The following is a 16,077-nucleotide window of genomic DNA, read 5'->3' as shown; positions in this document are numbered from 1 at the left end:
ATAGCCTGACTGTCGTAAACCGCATCTTCTGTGCCTTCGTCCGAAAGACCAAAGCACTGCTGCACAACGTACAAGCGAAGCATGCGTGGCAAACCAATGCTGGGACGCCCACGCTTGCCCGTGTTGTCTGCATAGAAGGGGGCAATCTGAGCTTCAAGCAAGGTCCAAGGCGTGAGCTGCTCAAGATCGCTGAGAAATCGATCGCGGCGTGTCAGCTTTTTCTTGCCGGCATATTCGGCTTCGGAAAAGGTTTTTTGCATGCGGCTGACTCAGGCGATGGGCTTCCCGCGATTGTGCCAGCCAAGAGAGCTGCTGAGGAATAAATCAGCGTTTCCCTAATTCGATCAACATTTACTGCACCTTCCAAGGTATTTCCTGTCCACTTTTGTCAGGAGGGACAGCCCTTTCTCATGACACATCAAACAAACTCGCTTGCTTTAATCAATTTCGTAAAAAATGCTCAACTTGCCTTTTTTTAGCTCTGTCGATAGCACGCACAAACCCTCTAGCTTTCCGGTACTCGAAACGTGGGTTCCACCACACCCGTAAGGGGCGAGGTCCCCAAAGCCAACTTCCCGGTAGCCGCTTTCACTAACGCGGATTTCGCATGGCAGATCCTGAGAAATCAGCTCATCGCAAAGTCTCTGCACTGTATTTAGATCAACACTCGCGGCACCCTCTCTTGCCACGCAGACCACGCGCCCTTCTCCCGGCCAATGGTGAGCCTTAACAGGTGCCCACTTGATCGACTCCAGCGCGTGACCAATCAAGTGGCCCGCAGAGTGCAACCGCGAATTTTTCTCTCGCCACGTGACATCAATGACTGCCCATGCTTTGCCAGGCAGAACCGGCCGATCCGTGTAGTGGATTAATTCGCCATCGTCCAACTCAACGCGAATAACTACCGCATCACCGATTCTCCCTATGTCACTGGGCTGGCCTCCGCCCTGCGGATGAAATGGAGTGGCATCTAATCGCAATGCCCCCCCACCAGATTCAAGCCACACACAGCTGAGAACCTCTACTTCTGCCTCTGGTGCCAACGATTCCCAATAGATCTTTTTGGTCATTTCACGTGGACCTCACTAGCTATGCCTAAATTGTAAGAAACACGTCCAGCTGAGATAATCCTTAAATTCCGCAAATGATTTTTGCCCTATGAGCACAAACAGATTGATCTCACTGATGAGCGAAATGGCGATTTTTGCCAAAGTAGTCGAGACAGGAAGTTTTTCTGAAACGGCGCGCCAGTTAGGTGTAACCCCTTCAGCAATCAGCCGCTCAGTCACGCGACTGGAGCAGGCGCTAGGTGCTCGACTGCTTCAACGAACTACACGAAAGCTACGTCTGAGTGAGAGCGGGAAAGAGGTGTATGCACGATGTGTAGATATGGTGAATGCCGCACAGGCCGCCATGCTGGTATCCAGTCAATTCACCCCAGAACCGCAAGGCTTGGTTCGCGTGAGCGTGCCCAAGGCAGTAGGGCGTTTCGTCATCCACCCTCATATTTCGGACTTTTTAGCGAAATACCCAAAAGTCGACGTTCAACTACAACTGAACGACCGCTACGTAGATCTGATAGATGATCAGGTGGATCTTGTTATTCGCATTACCGACCACCCGCCACCGGGCCTGATGGGACGGAGGCTGATTAATATTGATCATATGATTTGTGCAACTCCCCAGTACCTTGCGCGCAATGGGGAGCCTTTACACCCTCATGATTTAAAAGCTCACAACTGTATTTTTTTAGGGGAAGAACCCAGCGACGCTCGTTGGAAATTTCATCAAGACAGTAATCGGGTCAGCGTGAGCGTGCATGGTCGCTACGCAGTCAATCACACAGGTGCCCGCCTAGATGCCGTACTGAACCACCTTGGCATCGGCAGTCTTCCGTACTTCACAGCTAAAGAAGCACTGCAACAAGGACTAATCGTACAAGTTCTGCCAAAGTGGATTTTTCGTACCAACTACTGCGGCGCAGCGTGGGTTCTCTATCCCCCGACACGCCACTTGCCCGCCAAGCTCAGCGCCTTTATCAATTTTATGGCGGAACGGCTGGGTTAAACTCGAGCGTGTAACAGCGAAATACCTAAGACTTGGCCATTGCTTTTAAGGCCGCCCCCTTTGCATGAATGCAGGAAAGCAACGCGGGCTTCCAAAGCCAAGGGCTGGCTGAGAATGTTAAGCATCGCCATCAATGGTTCTGCGCGCACCAATCGCCCACTTTTATCCGGATGGGCGGAGCAAGAAGGTTCGTCGCATGTAGGAATCAGCTTGGCTAACAGACTCAAATCAACCCTCCCAAATCCTCTACCGCCAGTACAACACCACCCCCTGCCCCGCAAAATACTCATTCAGCGCCTCACGCTGCACCTCACTAATCAGCACGCGTTGCAAGCGGCTATCCAGCAAGGTTTGCTGGTGCTGCACCGGCTGCACCACTAAGCGCTGCACGCCGCGTTCGGCTAAGGGCTGCGCCATGCCACGCAGGGCAGATTCGGGGATTAACTGCGGGTGCCACGTCAGGCGTATTTCATGGGCCACCTTGCTCGCCAGTACCAGTTCAAAGCTTTGCCAGTTGGCCTCGGCGCTGCCGCGCACGCCGGTGATGGGGTCGATCAGTTCGCGCGGGCCTTTGAGGTCAAACCCCAACCAATCCAGCCACGGCAAAAGCCGCGCTAAGGCGCTGGGTTTTATCCCCGCGCTATGCAGACCCACCTTAAAACCTAGCGCTTTAACCTGTTGCATGGCCGGCAGTAGCGCGTTTTGCAGGGTGGCTTCGCCACCGCTAAACACCACGGCGTCGAGTAGCCCTTGGCGCTGCTGCAAAAAACTCAGCACCTTCGGCCAGGTGATTTGCGCCGCGCCCTGCACCGCTAGCAATTCGGGGTTATGGCAATAACCACAGCGCCAAGCGCAGCCTTGGCAAAACACCACGCAGGCGAGGTGGTCGGGGTAGTCGATGGTGGTCAGGGGCACGAAGCCCCCAACCCGTAACGCCGCACTCATGACGGTTCAGTAAAGTGCCGCCGCTCGCGGTGCTCCGATTGCTTGCCGGGGTTAAACGCTGCCACGGGGCGGTGATAGCCCATGACGCGGGTCCATACCTCGCAGCGCTGGCGTTGCTCTTGGGGAATCATTACAGGTTGCATGCATCACTCCTTGTGGTGGTTAACAGGCTTCGCCGCAGGCGGTTTGCTGCTGCACCTTGGCCAATAATTGCTCGTCGCATTTCGGGCAGAACTCATGCTCCCCAGCCAAATAGCCGTGCACGGGGCAAATCGAGAACGTAGGCGTTACGGTGAGATACGGCAGGCGGAAGCGGCTTAGCGCATTGCGCACCAGCTTTTTGCACGCCTCGGGCGATGAAATTCGCTCGGCCATGTACAAGTGCAGCACGGTGCCGCCGGTGTATTTGCATTGCAGCGCGTCTTGCAGGGCCAGCGCCTCGAACGGGTCGGTGGTGAAACCGGCCGGCAGCTGCGATGAGTTGGTGTAATACGGCGCCTGCGGCGTGCCAGACTGCACAATGCCGCGATAGCGCTTTTGGTCTTCTTTGGCGAAGCGGTAGGTGGTGCCCTCCGCCGGCGTGGCTTCAAGGTTATACAAATGGCCGCTGCGGCCCTGAAACTCGACCATCCGCGCACGCACATGATCGAGCAGGCGCAGCGCTTGAGCACGCCCAGCCTCGGTGTGCATACCCTGCTCGCCGTGGCTGAAATTAAGGCTCATCTCATGCAAGCCATTCACGCCGATAGTCGAGAAGTGATTACGCAAGGTGCCCAAATAACGCTGCGTGTAGGGGTACAGGCCGTTATCCATGTGGTGCTGAATGACTTTTCGTTTTACCTCTAAGCTCTCGTAAGCCAGTTCCAGCAGTTCATCCAAGCGCGTAAGCAGTGCAGTTTCGTCGCCAGCGTGCAGATACCCCAGCCGCGCGCAGTTGATGGTGACCACACCCAGCGAACCAGTTTGCTCAGCCGAGCCAAATAAGCCATTGCCGCGCTTAAGTAGCTCACGCACATCCAACTGCAAGCGACAGCACATAGAGCGCACTTGATTGGGCTGCATGTCGGAGTTCAAAAAGTTCTGGAAATACGGCAAGCCGTAACGCGCGGTCATCTCAAACAGGCGCGTGGCGTTGTCGCTGTCCCAAGGGAAGTCATGGGTGATGTTGTAAGTCGGAATCGGGAAGGTAAACACCCGCCCATGGGCATCACCGGCCATCATCACGTCGATATACGCCTGATTGATCAGGGCCATTTCGGCGCCTAAATCACCGTAACTAAAGGGCATCTCTTGCCCGGCAATCACAGGGATTTGCTCGCGCAAGTCTTCGGGGCACACCCAGTCGAAGGTCAGATTGGTAAAGGGCGTCTGCGTACCCCAGCGCGAAGGCACGTTGAGGTTGTAGATAAACTCCTGCATGGCTTGGCGCACCTGCGCGTAGCTCAGGCCATCTTGGCGCACAAAGGGCGCTAAATAAGTATCGAACGAACTGAACGCCTGCGCACCGGCCCACTCGTTTTGCAGCGTGCCGAGAAAATTCACCATCTGCCCCAAGGCGCTGGATAAATGCTTAGGCGGCCCCGCCTCGACCCGCCCCGGCACGCCGTTAAAGCCTTCGTGCAGCAAGGTGCGTAACGACCAGCCAGCGCAGTAACCGGCCAGCATGTCGAGATCGTGAATATGCACATCGGCCTGCCGGTGCGCGTGGCCAATGGCAGGGCTGTACACCTCATCCAACCAATAATTGGCAGTTACCTTGCCGGCCACGTTAAGAATCAGCCCACCCAGCGAATAGCCCTGATTGGCATTGGCGCGCACCCGCCAATCCTCACGACTGAGGTATTCGTTCATCGAGGCGGCCACATCCACCAAGGTTTTGTGGTCGCGACGCAAGCGGCCATGTTGCTCGCGATACACAATGTAAGCGCGCGCGGTGGTGTAGTAGCCGCTCTCCATCAGCACGCGCTCGACCACATCTTGAATCTGCTCTACCGCCACCCAGTCGCAACCACACAAGCGGCTATGCACCGCTTGAGCTAACTGCACCGCCGTGCTGGTGGTGTATTCACCACTGGCGTGACCTGCAGCCGTCAGCGCCGCGGCGATCTTACCCAGCTCAAACGGCACCTCGCTGCCATCGCGTTTCGACACAGTATTGGGGGGAATGGTGGACGGTCGCACGGCTAAAACCTCCTGCTATTTAGGGTCTTTCTTATTCTTTAAACACAATATGTTGTGCAATCTACTCAGAAAGCCCCAATCGCCCTTGACCACCATCAAGATGCCCCAGAAACCCTGTGGCGTGCTTCACAAGCACAAAAAACACTAGGCGAGGCGCTGTGCCCCGATGACTAGCAGCGGCATGTCTGAGTTAAACGGAAAAAGATGCGGCCCCAACTCCGCCTGCAGAAGGGGGCGTTGGGGCAGGTCCATGGTTTGGCGATTCACTGGTTTAACTACAAAAAACTATTTGGCGCGGCCATCAGCGCAGCAAAGCAAACAAACATCTCCACGCCATTCCCGCCACCCTCTAGCACTTTCAACCTCCCGGCTTGACGTTAACGTCAACCAAGCCTTACGTTAACGTCAAGGTAAGCGAGAGAGCGCCATGAGCACGCTAAGCATTTCTGATCTGGCCCGTGAGTTTGATGTCACCACCCGGGCGATTCGTTTTTACGAAGAACAAGGCCTGCTAGAGCCCGAGCGGCGTGGGCAGGAGCGCATTTACACGGCTAAAGACCGCACCACACTGAAGCTCATTCTGCGCGGCAAGCGGATTGGTTTTTCCCTGGCCGAATGCAAAGAGCTGATCGAGCTGTATGACCCCGCCAGCGGCAATCGCAAACAGCTGGATACTTTTTTGCGCAAGATCGCCGAGCGCCGCGCACAGTTGCAGCAGCAGTTGCTCGACATCCAAGCGATGCAGCTTGAGCTGGATACCGCCGAAGAGCGCTGCCACGCGGCGCTGGCAGAAACCGAATAAAAACAACCGGCTACCCAACAATTCTAAGAGACAGGACTAACCCATGAACTACCCCACGCTGAACTTTGGTCTTGGTGAAACCATCGACATGCTGCGCGATTCGGTGCACCAGTTCGGCCAGGCGGAGCTGGCGCCGCGTGCGGCACAGATCGACCGCGACAACCAGTTCCCGATGGATATGTGGCGCAAGTTTGGCGACATGGGCCTGCTCGGCATGACGGTGAAAGAAGAATACGGCGGCACCGATATGGGCTATTTGGCGCATGTGGTGGCGATGGAAGAAATCTCCCGCGCGTCGGCCTCGGTGGGGTTGTCCTACGGTGCGCACTCCAACCTGTGCGTGAATCAAATCCACAAAAACGGCACCCACGCGCAAAAGCTCAAATACCTGCCCAAGCTGTGCAGCGGCGAGCATATCGGCGCGCTGGCCATGAGCGAGCCCAATGCTGGTTCAGACGTAGTGAGCATGAAGCTGCGCGCCGACAAGCGTGGCGACCACTACGTGCTCAACGGCAACAAGATGTGGATCACCAACGGGCCGGATGCGCACGTGTATGTGATCTACGCGAAAACCGATGTGCAGGCCGGTTCTAAGGGCATGACGGCGTTTATCGTCGAGCGCGATTTCCCCGGTTTCTCGCGGCACCAGAAGCTCGACAAGCTCGGCATGCGTGGCTCGAACACCTGTGAGCTGGTGTTTGAAGATTGCGTGGTGCCGGCAGAGAACGTGTTGGGCGCCGAAGGTCGTGGCGTGGCAGTGCTGATGAGCGGGCTAGATTACGAGCGCACCGTGCTCTCCGGCGGCCCCACCGGCATCATGAGTGCCTGCATGGACATCGTGCTGCCGTACATTCACGACCGTAAGCAGTTCGGCCAGAGCATCGGCGAGTTCCAGCTGATTCAGGGCAAAGTGGCCGATATGTACGCCGGCATGAATGCCTCCAAAAGCTATCTGTACAACGTCGCTAAGGCCTGTGATCGCGGTGAAGAGTCGCGTAAAGATGCCGCTGCGGTGATCCTCTACACCGCCGAGATGGCCACTAAGCTGGCGCTGGACAGCATCCAAATCTTAGGCGGCAACGGCTATATCAATGACTACCCCACCGGGCGTCTGCTGCGCGATGCCAAACTGTATGAGATTGGCGCCGGTACCAGCGAAATCCGCCGCATGCTGATCGGCCGCGAGCTGTTTAACCAGACTAAATAAGAGAGCGCTATGGCCATTTTGCACAGCCAGATCAACGCCAAGAGCCCGGAACACCTCGCCAACCAAGCTGCCATGCAGCAGTTGGTGAGCGAACTGAATGCGCTCACCGCGCAGATTGCCCAAGGCGGTGGTGCCAAGGCACAAGCGCGCCATACGGCACGCGGCAAATTGCTACCGCGCGAGCGCATTGCCGCACTGCTCGACAGTGGCTCGCCGTTTTTAGAGGTCTGCACCCTCGCCGCCCATCAGGTGTATGAGGCCGACGTGCCCGCTGCCGGCGTCATCGCTGGCATTGGCCGGGTGTCGGGCGTGGAATGCATGATCGTCGCCAACGACGCCACGGTAAAAGGCGGCAGCTATTACCCGCTGTCGGTAAAAAAACACCTACGCGCACAAACCATCGCCCAGCAAAACCGCCTGCCGTGTATTTATCTGGTGGATTCTGGCGGCGCCAACCTGCCCAATCAGGACGAAGTGTTCCCCGACCGCGAGCACTTCGGGCGCATCTTCTTCAACCAAGCCAACATGAGCGCCCAAGGCATTCCGCAGATTGCCGTGGTGATGGGCTCGTGCACCGCGGGTGGCGCGTATGTGCCGGCGATGGCCGATGAGTCGATCATGGTGCGCAATCAGGCGACCATCTTCCTCGCCGGTCCGCCCTTGGTGAAAGCCGCCACCGGCGAAGTGGTAACTGCCGAAGAACTCGGCGGCGCCGATGTGCACTGCAAAACCAGCGGTGTGGCGGATCACTACGCTGAAGACGACGAGCATGCGCTGGCTATAGCACGGCGCTGTATCGCTAACCTCAACTGGCGCAAGGCCGCGGAAATTACTCGGCAAACGCCCATTGCGCCGCGCTACAACAGTGAAGAGCTGTACGGCATTGTGCCGTGCGACTTGAAAAAGCCCTTCGATGTGCGCGAGGTAATCGCCCGTTTGGTGGATGACTCGGCCTTCGATGAATTTAAAGCCCAGTACGGCACCACGCTGGTGTGCGGCTTTGCTCACCTGCACGGCTACCCCATCGCCATCTTGGCCAACAACGGCATCCTGTTCAGCGAGTCGGCGCAAAAAGGTGCGCACTTTGTCGAGCTGGCCTGCCAGCGCGGCATTCCGCTGCTGTTTTTGCAGAACATCACCGGCTTTATGGTGGGGCAAAAGTACGAAGCCGGCGGCATTGCCAAGCACGGCGCCAAACTGGTGACTGCCGTGGCCTGTGCGCAGGTGCCTAAGTTCACCGTGATTATTGGCGGCAGCTTTGGTGCCGGTAACTACGGCATGTGTGGCCGCGCTTACGACCCGCGCTTTTTGTGGATGTGGCCGAATGCGCGTATCTCGGTGATGGGCGGCGAACAAGCCGCTGGGGTGCTCGCGCAGGTAAAACGCGAGCAAGCCGAGCGCGCCGGCGAGGCCTTTAGCGCCGCACAAGAGGCCGAGATCAAGGCGCCGATCATCGAACAGTATGAAGCGCAGGGGCACCCGTATTACTCCAGCGCACGGCTGTGGGATGACGGCGTGATCGACCCCGCGCAAACCCGCGACACCTTGGCGCTGGCCTTATCCGCCAGCCTGAATGCCCCGATTCCCGCGAGCCGCTTCGGCGTGTTCCGCATGTGAGGAGCGCGCATGAGCGACTTTACCCATATCGAACTCAGCAAAGACCCGCGCGGCTTTGCCACCCTGTGGCTCAACCGCCCAGAGAAAAACAACGCCTTTAACGCGGCGGTGATCCGCGAGCTAATCCACGCGCTGGATGAGGTCGAGTCTGACAAAAGCCTGCGCTTTTTGCTTTTGCGCGGGCGCGGCAAGCACTTCTCCGCCGGCGCCGACTTGGCGTGGATGCAGCAAGCCGCCGAGCTGGATTACAACGCCAACCTGCAAGACGCCCGCGAACTCGCCGAGGTAATGGCCAACCTGTACAAGCTGCCGCTGCCCACCTTGGCCGTGGTGCAAGGCGCAGCTTTTGGTGGCGCACTGGGCTTGATTGCCTGCTGCGACATGGCCATCGGTGCGGACGACGCACTGTTCAGCCTCTCGGAAGTAAAAATCGGCCTGATGCCGGCGGTGATCAGCCCCTTCGTAGCCAAAGCCATCGGCGAGCGTGCCATGCGCCGCTACAGCCTCACTGCCGAACGCTTTAACGGCCACAGCGCCCGCGAACTGGGCTTATTGGCCGAGTGCTACCCCGCCAGCGCGCTGGACGAGCAGCTTGAGCGCTGGATCAGCAACCTGCTGGATAACGGCCCGCAAGCCATGCGCGCCTGTAAAGCGCTGCTGATGGAAGTCGGCGCAGGCACCTTATCGCCGCAACTGCGCCGCATTACCGAAGGCGCGATTGCGCGCATCCGCACCAGCCCCGAGGGCCAAGAAGGCCTGAAAGCCTTCTTAGAAAAGCGCCAACCCAACTGGCAGGAGCCCAAGGCATGATCAACACGCTATTGATTGCCAACCGTGGCGAAATCGCCTGCCGCGTGATGCGCACGGCAAAAAGCTTAGGCCTGCGCAGCGTGGCGGTGTACAGCGCCGCCGACAGCCATGCCCGCCATGTACGCGAGGCCGATATGGCGGTGGCGCTGGGGGGGGCTAAACCGGCAGAAAGCTACTTAAATGGCGCCGCAGTGATCGCCGCCGCCAAAGCCACCGGCGCGCAAGCCATCCACCCCGGTTATGGCTTTCTGTCTGAGAACGCCGGTTTTGCCCGTGCCTGTGAAGCCGCCGGACTGATCTTTGTCGGCCCGCCCGTGGCGGCGATTGAGGCCATGGGCAGCAAGTCAGCGGCGAAAGCGTTGATGGAGCCCGCCGGCGTGCCGCTGGTGCCGGGTTATCACGGCGAAGCGCAAGATATCGACACCTTCCGCGCCGAGGCCGAACGCATCGGCTACCCCGTGCTGCTAAAAGCCGCCGCCGGTGGCGGTGGCAAAGGCATGAAAGTGGTCGAGCAGCCCGCGCACTTAGCCGAGGCCTTAGCCAGCGCGCAGCGCGAGGCGCAAGCCGCCTTTGGCGACAGCCGCATGCTGGTGGAAAAGTACCTGCTTAAGCCGCGCCATGTGGAAATCCAAGTGTTTGCCGACCAGCACGGCAATGCCGTGTACCTGCACGAGCGCGACTGCTCGATTCAGCGCCGTCACCAAAAAGTGGTCGAAGAAGCCCCCGCCCCCGGTTTAAGTGCCGAACTGCGCCAAGCCATGGGTGAAGCAGCGGTACGCGCTGCGCAAGCCATCGGCTATGTGGGCGCGGGCACCGTGGAGTTTCTGCTCGACACGCGTGGCGACTTCTTTTTTATGGAGATGAACACCCGTCTGCAAGTCGAACACCCAGTCACCGAGCTAATCACCGGCCAAGACTTGGTCGCTTGGCAATTAGCCGTGGCGCAAGGCGAGCCTCTGCCGCTGAGCCAAGAACAAATCCCGCTTAACGGCCACGCCATGGAAGTGCGCCTGTACGCCGAAGACTGCGACGGCGGCTTTCTGCCCGCCACCGGCACCCTCAGCCTGTACCGCGAACCGGCGCTGCAAAGCGGCTGGCGGATTGATTCCGGTATTAGCGAAGGCGACAGCGTTAGCGTTTTTTACGACCCCATGCTGGCCAAGCTGATTGCTTGGGGGGCGGATCGCGAACAAGCGCGCCTGCGCTTACTCAGCCTGCTTAGCGAAATGCAGGTCGGCGGCGTGACCACCAACCTCGCCTTCTTGCAGCGCACCCTCGCCCATCCCGCCTTTGCTGCTGCCGAGCTAGACACTGGGTTTATCGAGCGCCATCACAGCGCCCTGCTGCCGCCGGCGCCCGCGCTAGACGAGCACTTCTGGCAAGCCGCCGCCTGCGCATGGCTGGCCACCGAGCCACAAGCCACGCGCAGCGACGATCCGCATTCGCCATGGCAGCAGCAAAGCGGCTGGCAACTGAACGGGCAAACCAGCGTGCGCTTGCACTTAAAGTGCGGCGAGCAAGATCAGGTTGTGCGCGGCGCGCTGCCAGCGGTGTGCTTTAGCGATGACACCTTGTTTATCAACGATCAGCGCCTGCGCGCCGTGCGCCGTGGCGGCTGTTTGTTCTTAACTTGGCAAGGCCGTCAGTTCAGCGTCAGCCTGTTTGACCCACTGGCCGAGGCCGACGCCCATGCCCATCACGGCGGCGGCTTAACCGCACCGATGAACGGCAATATCGTGCATATCGCAGTGAAGCCCGGCGACAACGTCGAGGCCGGTGCCACCTTAGTGGTGCTCGAAGCGATGAAGATGGAACACAGCATTCGCGCCCCGCAAGCAGGCACGGTGCAAGCGCTGTTCTGCGCCGTTGGCGAGATGGTCAGCGAAGGCAGCGTGCTGGTCGAATTAGCCGCGCAGGAGAGCAGCCAATGAGCCTGTCCATGAACCTGCCCAGCAAAGTTCGCTTGGTTGAAGTCGGCCCCCGCGATGGTCTGCAAAACGAAAAGCAGCCGATCAGCGTGGCGGACAAAATCCAACTGGTGAACGACTTAAACGCCGCTGGACTAAGCACCATCGAGGTGGGCAGCTTTGTCTCGCCCAAATGGGTGCCGCAAATGGCCGGCTCCGCCGAGGTGTTTACCGGCATCGAGCGTAAACCCGGCGTGGTCTATCAAGCCCTCACGCCCAACTTAAAAGGCTTTGAAGCGGCGTTGGCTGCTGGGGCAGACGAAGTGGCGGTATTTGCCGCCGCCAGCGAGGCGTTCTCGCAAAAGAACATCAACTGTTCGATCAGCGAGAGCCTAGAGCGTTTTCGCGACCTGATGGCCGCCGCCCAAGCGGCGAATATTCCCGTGCGCGGCTATGTCTCGTGCGTGCTCGGCTGCCCGTACGACGGCGAGGTTGCCCCCGCGCAAGTGCTTAGCGTGGCCCGCGAGCTGTTTGCCATGGGCTGCTACGAGGTGTCCGTGGGCGACACCATTGGCGTCGGCACCGCGGGTAAAACCCGCGCGTTGTTTAACCTGCTCGCCCGCGAAATCCCCCGCGAAAAACTCGGCGGGCACTTTCACGACACCTATGGCCAAGCACTGGCGAATATCTACGCTAGCCTGCAAGAAGGCATCGAGATTTTTGATAGCTCCGTGGCTGGCCTCGGCGGCTGCCCTTACGCCAAAGGCGCCACGGGGAACGTGGCCACTGAAGATGTGGTCTATCTACTGAATGGTTTAGGCATTCAACACGGCATCGACCTGTCGCGCCTAGCCGCCGCCGGCCAGCGCATTTGCGATGTGCTGGGCCGCGCCAATGGCTCGCGGGTGGCGCGCGCGCTGCTTAGTCAATAAGGAGTCCCCATGACTCAGCCCCTGTGGCGCCCCAGCGCCGAGCATATCGCCAGCACCCGCATGGATGCCTTCCGCCAGTTTGTAAACCAGCGCCATGCCCTACAGTTGCCGGACTACCCTGCCCTGCATGCGTGGAGCATCGAGCAGCGCCGCGATTTTTGGCAGGCGATTGCCGACTTCTTCGAGGTGCACTGGCAACAACCGGCCAGCTACGTGCTGCATGAAGGCGCCGAGATGCCGATTGCCGATTGGTTTGTAGACGGCACGCTGAACTTTGCCGAACACCTGCTGCGCCGCCGCGATAACGCTACCGCCTTAGTGGCCGTGAGTGAAAACGGCGCGCGCAAAACACTCAGCTATGCCGAACTGGCCGCCCACGTGGCAGGCCTGCAGCGCTATCTGCAAGCGCAAGGTGTTGGCGTGGGTGATCGCGTGGCAGCCATCATGCCCAATACCTGGCAAACCGTGGTCGGCATGCTCGCCACCGCTAGCCTTGGCGCCACGTGGTCGAGCTGCTCGCCGGATTTCGGCAGCCACGGCATTGTCGATCGCTTCGGGCAAATCGAACCCAAAGTGCTGATCGCCTGCGCGGGCTACCACTACGCCGGCAAAGTCATCGATATCCGCAGCAAGCTGCAAGATGTGCTCAATCAACTGCCCAGTGTGCACTGTGTGGTGTTAGTGCCGTATGCCATCCCCGAGGCATCCGCTGCAGAAATCAGCCCGTTGTGTACCCGCTGGCAAGACGATTTCACCCCCGGTGGCAAGCCGCACTTTACCCCCGTACCGTTTGCCCAGCCGCTGTACATCCTCTATTCCAGCGGCACCACCGGCGTGCCCAAGTGCATCGTACATGGCGTGGGCGGCACCTTGCTGCAACACCTGAAAGAGCTGGGCCTGCACAGCGACGTAAAAGCCGACGACACCCTGTTCTACTACAGCACCTGCGGCTGGATGATGTGGAACTGGCTGGTCTCCGGCCTTGCCTTAGGCAGCACGCTGGTGCTGTACGATGGCTCGCCGTTCCACCCCACACCTGAGCGTTTGATTGACCTGATCGACGCCGAACAGATCAGTCATTTCGGCGTGAGCGCCAAATACCTCGCCGCGCTAGAAAAAGCCGGTGTGGTGCCCAACGCCAGCCATCAGTTGAGCAAGCTGCGTGCGGTGTTCTCCACCGGCTCGCCGCTGGCGCATGAAGGCTTCGATTACGTGTACCAAAGCTTTAAGAGCGATCTGTGCTTGGCGTCGATTTCTGGCGGCACCGATATTGTCTCCTGCTTTGCCTTAGGCAACCCTGTGCTGCCGGTGTGGCGCGGCCAGCTGCAATGCGCCGGTTTGGGTATGGCGGTGGAGGTATGGAACGACGACGGCAAGCCGGTGCGCGGCGAAAAAGGCGAGCTGGTCTGCACCCGCCACTTCCCCTCGATGCCGGTCGGCTTCTGGAACGATGACGAAGGCACTAAGTTTCACGCCGCTTACTTCGAACGCTTCCCCGGCGTGTGGGCGCACGGCGACTATGCCGAAATCACCCCAGAAGGCGGGCTGATTATTCATGGCCGCTCGGATGCCGTGCTCAACCCCGGTGGCGTGCGCATTGGCACCGCAGAAATCTATCGCCAAGTCGAGAAAGTCGAAGCCGTGTTAGAAAGCCTCGCCATCGGCCAAGAGTGGCAAGGCGATGTGCGTGTGGTGCTGTTTGTGCGTTTGCGTGACGGCTTAGTGCTGGATGATGCGCTGCAAGACACCCTACGCCAGCAGATTCGCACCAACACCACGCCACGCCATGTGCCGGCGAAAATCGTGCAAGTGACGGACATTCCGCGCACCTTAAGCGGCAAAATCGTCGAACTGGCGGTGCGTAATGTGGTGCACAACCTGCCGGTGAAAAACACCGATGCCTTGGCCAACCCTGAAGCGCTAGCGCAATTCCGCAACCGCGCCGAGCTGGCCGATTAAACTTGGGTGTAGCGCGCGGCTGGTCGATAATGCCCCGCCGCGCCCACCGGAGAGCCGCTCATGCCCATGGCAATGGCCAAGCACATACTGCTTAAAACCGAAGCAGAAGCGTTAAAAATCAAAGCCTTGCTGGATAAAGGTGAAGCATTCGATAAGCTCGCGAAAAAGCATTCGATCTGCCCCAGCGGCAAGAAAGGCGGCGACTTGGGCGAAGTGCAGCCCAAACAAATGGTGCCCGCCATCGACCAAATCATCTTCAAAAAAGCCCTGAAAGTGATCCACGGCCCGGTAAAGAGCCGCTTTGGTTATCACTTAGTGCAGGTGTATTACCGCGATTAGCCTAGCTAGCTACGTCGTAGTAGCCGAAGTCAAGCTGACCGTCGATCAGCTCGCACACGTATACCTCTTCATCCCCTTGGGCGCGGCCTTCAAGTACTTGCAGGCCCATGGCCGAGGTTAGGGCAATCATCTCGTCGAGAAACAACTCCCCTTGGCCATACCCTTGCCAGTGCAAGGTGAAGTGCTGTGGCGCCGGCACAACCGCCACTAGGGCCAAAAACAGCGGTGCGTAATGGTCGAGCAGCCCACTAAAGGCTGCCTCGGCCGCGGGCCAGTGGCGTTCAAAGGTTTCTTCCAGCTCAAACAGCGGGCGGCGGGCCAGTACTTGCTGAAAAAACGCCAGCGCCGACGCCGCCTCGCTGCTGTCGCAGGCTAGTTGCAGCGAAATAGCGTACTCGGTAGACATGTTCTTACTTCTGTTTAGCTTTAGTGAGCTGCCATACCTGCTGTAATAACAGCGGGGCTTGACCGGTTTCTAAGTCTGCGCGCAGGCGCTCAACACACTGTATGCGGGGGGTGGGGTCACACTGCAAGCCCGCAGGCGGCTGATACGGTTTCAGCAAAAACTCACAAAAACTGCTGATTATTCTTTGCAAGTACGCCTCTTTGCCCCCGCCCCAGACAGAGCCGTCTTGCAAGGGGACAAAGTGCCCTTCTTGCAATGCTAACGGCGCGGCATTTAACAGCTCATAGGCAAAGGCCACACGGTGGGTGGCAACACAGTCGTACATACCCGGCAGTTCAAGCTCGCCTATCGCATCACCTTCTAGCCACGATTCAATCTGAGCCAACCACGTTTCAAAATATAAACGGTCATGCCGTAGCTTTCGCCCCTCAAGGCCCAGAAAGCTTTGCAGCGCCAATTGCTGCTCAATAGACATGCCAGCAAACTGAAAATCACATAACAGTAACGAGTTCACTGCTTTTTCAACATTCTCTTTCGCACAACGCTGACTGATATAAGGAAACGCTGATTTATTAAGCCTCACACCAGCACCAGTGCCGATTCGCAGCGCAAAATCAGAAAACCAGCTCGATTCCCCGCATGACTAGCGCCTTTTGGCGTTAGCGCAGCCTCCGTAGAGGCCATTTCCCGTCAGCAAGACGGATTTATCCCGTGAGCACGCATCAAATGTCGCTTGGATAGCAGCAAATTCGCGAAGCCAAACAGGCTGAACAGCTGCGCCGTGTTTTTCGTCAGACCGCGATAGCGCGTTTTGCGGTAATGAAACAGATTTTTAACCACGTGAAAGGGATGCTCGACTTTGGCGCGCACTTTGGCTTTCAGGCGTTCTATTTGCTCTTGCAACT

The 16,077-nt window shown here is 58.5% G+C and carries 17 protein-coding genes; 9 read left to right on the top strand and 8 right to left on the bottom strand.

Annotated elements, in window-relative coordinates:
• Window positions 1–260 (bottom strand): transposase (locus BMX80_RS17235; RefSeq protein ID WP_139214142.1); only part of this gene is annotated, 260 nt, incomplete at its 3' end.
• 177 nt (window positions 261–437) lie between these two features.
• Window positions 438–1,070, bottom strand: coding sequence for an alanyl-tRNA editing protein (locus BMX80_RS17230; protein ID WP_074870724.1), 633 nt, complete (start codon window positions 1,068–1,070; stop codon window positions 438–440).
• An 88-nt stretch (window positions 1,071–1,158) separates the two neighbouring features.
• Between BMX80_RS17230 and BMX80_RS17225 the strand changes: the two genes are divergently transcribed.
• On the top strand, window positions 1,159–2,067 hold the full coding sequence (locus BMX80_RS17225) for a LysR family transcriptional regulator (RefSeq protein ID WP_074870722.1): 909 nt from the start codon (window positions 1,159–1,161) through the stop codon (window positions 2,065–2,067).
• 246 nt (window positions 2,068–2,313) lie between these two features.
• On the opposite strand, the gene BMX80_RS17220 is transcribed toward BMX80_RS17225, so the two are convergent.
• The 3 genes from BMX80_RS17220 to BMX80_RS17210 are packed head-to-tail and all read right to left on the bottom strand — an operon-like array spanning window position 2,314 to window position 5,193.
• On the bottom strand, window positions 2,314–3,012 hold the full coding sequence (locus BMX80_RS17220) for an anaerobic ribonucleoside-triphosphate reductase activating protein (protein WP_074870719.1): 699 nt from the start codon (window positions 3,010–3,012) through the stop codon (window positions 2,314–2,316).
• The gene (gene nrdD / locus BMX80_RS18020; protein ID WP_074870717.1) at window positions 3,009–3,155 is read right to left on the bottom strand and encodes an anaerobic ribonucleoside-triphosphate reductase; all 147 of its coding nucleotides are present in this window, start codon (window positions 3,153–3,155) and stop codon (window positions 3,009–3,011) included. The genes BMX80_RS17220 and nrdD overlap by 4 nt, the downstream gene beginning before the upstream one ends.
• Before the next feature lie 19 nt (window positions 3,156–3,174).
• Window positions 3,175–5,193, bottom strand: coding sequence for a ribonucleoside triphosphate reductase (locus BMX80_RS17210; RefSeq protein ID WP_074870715.1), 2,019 nt, complete (start codon window positions 5,191–5,193; stop codon window positions 3,175–3,177).
• A gap of 427 nt (window positions 5,194–5,620) precedes the next feature.
• On the opposite strand from BMX80_RS17210, the gene BMX80_RS17205 reads away from it, so the two are divergent.
• The 8 genes from BMX80_RS17205 to BMX80_RS17170 are packed head-to-tail and all read left to right on the top strand — an operon-like array spanning window position 5,621 to window position 14,766.
• The gene (locus BMX80_RS17205) at window positions 5,621–5,995 is read left to right on the top strand and encodes a MerR family transcriptional regulator (RefSeq protein ID WP_074870712.1); all 375 of its coding nucleotides are present in this window, start codon (window positions 5,621–5,623) and stop codon (window positions 5,993–5,995) included.
• A 43-nt stretch (window positions 5,996–6,038) separates the two neighbouring features.
• The gene (locus BMX80_RS17200) at window positions 6,039–7,202 is read left to right on the top strand and encodes an isovaleryl-CoA dehydrogenase (RefSeq protein WP_074870710.1); all 1,164 of its coding nucleotides are present in this window, start codon (window positions 6,039–6,041) and stop codon (window positions 7,200–7,202) included.
• A gap of 9 nt (window positions 7,203–7,211) precedes the next feature.
• Window positions 7,212–8,819 carry a carboxyl transferase domain-containing protein gene (locus BMX80_RS17195; RefSeq protein WP_074870708.1) on the top strand — a complete coding sequence of 536 codons (1,608 nt, stop codon included), beginning with the start codon at window positions 7,212–7,214 and terminating at the stop codon, window positions 8,817–8,819.
• Window positions 8,820–8,828: 9 nt separating this feature from the next.
• Entirely contained in the window at window positions 8,829–9,629 is an 801-nt protein-coding gene (locus BMX80_RS17190) for a gamma-carboxygeranoyl-CoA hydratase (RefSeq protein WP_074870706.1), read from the top strand.
• A complete protein-coding gene (locus tag BMX80_RS17185) occupies window positions 9,626–11,560 on the top strand; it encodes an acetyl/propionyl/methylcrotonyl-CoA carboxylase subunit alpha (RefSeq protein ID WP_074870704.1) in 1,935 nt (644 codons plus the stop codon). The genes BMX80_RS17190 and BMX80_RS17185 overlap by 4 nt, the downstream gene beginning before the upstream one ends.
• 8 nt (window positions 11,561–11,568) lie before the next feature.
• Window positions 11,569–12,468, top strand: a complete 900-nt coding sequence (locus BMX80_RS17180; RefSeq protein ID WP_074870725.1) for a hydroxymethylglutaryl-CoA lyase — start codon at window positions 11,569–11,571, stop codon at window positions 12,466–12,468.
• 9 nt (window positions 12,469–12,477) lie between these two features.
• On the top strand, window positions 12,478–14,427 hold the full coding sequence (locus BMX80_RS17175) for an acetoacetate--CoA ligase (protein ID WP_074870703.1): 1,950 nt from the start codon (window positions 12,478–12,480) through the stop codon (window positions 14,425–14,427).
• Between the two features lie 60 nt (window positions 14,428–14,487).
• Window positions 14,488–14,766 (top strand): peptidylprolyl isomerase, encoded by a 279-nt coding sequence (locus tag BMX80_RS17170; RefSeq protein ID WP_071872691.1) that lies wholly within the window; start codon window positions 14,488–14,490, stop codon window positions 14,764–14,766.
• 1 nt (window position 14,767) lies between these two features.
• Here BMX80_RS17170 and BMX80_RS17165 read toward each other — a convergent pair whose 3' ends face one another.
• The 3 genes from BMX80_RS17165 to BMX80_RS17155 all read right to left on the bottom strand — a co-directional run.
• The gene (locus BMX80_RS17165) at window positions 14,768–15,172 is read right to left on the bottom strand and encodes a hypothetical protein (RefSeq protein WP_074870701.1); all 405 of its coding nucleotides are present in this window, start codon (window positions 15,170–15,172) and stop codon (window positions 14,768–14,770) included.
• A 4-nt stretch (window positions 15,173–15,176) separates the two neighbouring features.
• Window positions 15,177–15,755 (bottom strand): hypothetical protein, encoded by a 579-nt coding sequence (locus BMX80_RS17160; RefSeq protein ID WP_139214214.1) that lies wholly within the window; start codon window positions 15,753–15,755, stop codon window positions 15,177–15,179.
• 107 nt (window positions 15,756–15,862) lie between these two features.
• Window positions 15,863–16,077 (bottom strand): transposase (locus tag BMX80_RS17155; RefSeq protein ID WP_139214064.1); only part of this gene is annotated, 215 nt, incomplete at its 5' end.

The organism is Atopomonas hussainii (genome assembly GCF_900109735.1).
In the GTDB taxonomy this organism is placed as follows: Bacteria; Pseudomonadota; Gammaproteobacteria; order Pseudomonadales; family Pseudomonadaceae; genus Atopomonas; species Atopomonas hussainii.
This window is presented reverse-complemented; position numbering and strand designations above follow the sequence as displayed.

What these genes read in the sequence shown, in the direction of transcription:
- BMX80_RS17180 (WP_074870725.1), top strand. Translation starts at nt 11,569, where the DNA reads ATGAACCTGCCCAGCAAAGTTCGCTTGGTTGAAGTCGGCCCCCGCGAT.
- nrdD (WP_074870717.1), bottom strand. Translation starts at nt 3,155, where the DNA reads ATGCAACCTGTAATGATTCCCCAAGAGCAACGCCAGCGCTGCGAGGTA.
- BMX80_RS17225 (WP_074870722.1), top strand. Translation starts at nt 1,159, where the DNA reads ATGAGCACAAACAGATTGATCTCACTGATGAGCGAAATGGCGATTTTT.
- BMX80_RS17190 (WP_074870706.1), top strand. Translation starts at nt 8,829, where the DNA reads ATGAGCGACTTTACCCATATCGAACTCAGCAAAGACCCGCGCGGCTTT.
- BMX80_RS17230 (WP_074870724.1), bottom strand. Translation starts at nt 1,070, where the DNA reads ATGACCAAAAAGATCTATTGGGAATCGTTGGCACCAGAGGCAGAAGTA.
- BMX80_RS17205 (WP_074870712.1), top strand. Translation starts at nt 5,621, where the DNA reads ATGAGCACGCTAAGCATTTCTGATCTGGCCCGTGAGTTTGATGTCACC.
- BMX80_RS17200 (WP_074870710.1), top strand. Translation starts at nt 6,039, where the DNA reads ATGAACTACCCCACGCTGAACTTTGGTCTTGGTGAAACCATCGACATG.
- BMX80_RS17185 (WP_074870704.1), top strand. Translation starts at nt 9,626, where the DNA reads ATGATCAACACGCTATTGATTGCCAACCGTGGCGAAATCGCCTGCCGC.
- BMX80_RS17175 (WP_074870703.1), top strand. Translation starts at nt 12,478, where the DNA reads ATGACTCAGCCCCTGTGGCGCCCCAGCGCCGAGCATATCGCCAGCACC.
- BMX80_RS17195 (WP_074870708.1), top strand. Translation starts at nt 7,212, where the DNA reads ATGGCCATTTTGCACAGCCAGATCAACGCCAAGAGCCCGGAACACCTC.
- BMX80_RS17220 (WP_074870719.1), bottom strand. Translation starts at nt 3,012, where the DNA reads ATGAGTGCGGCGTTACGGGTTGGGGGCTTCGTGCCCCTGACCACCATC.
- BMX80_RS17165 (WP_074870701.1), bottom strand. Translation starts at nt 15,172, where the DNA reads ATGTCTACCGAGTACGCTATTTCGCTGCAACTAGCCTGCGACAGCAGC.
- BMX80_RS17170 (WP_071872691.1), top strand. Translation starts at nt 14,488, where the DNA reads ATGCCCATGGCAATGGCCAAGCACATACTGCTTAAAACCGAAGCAGAA.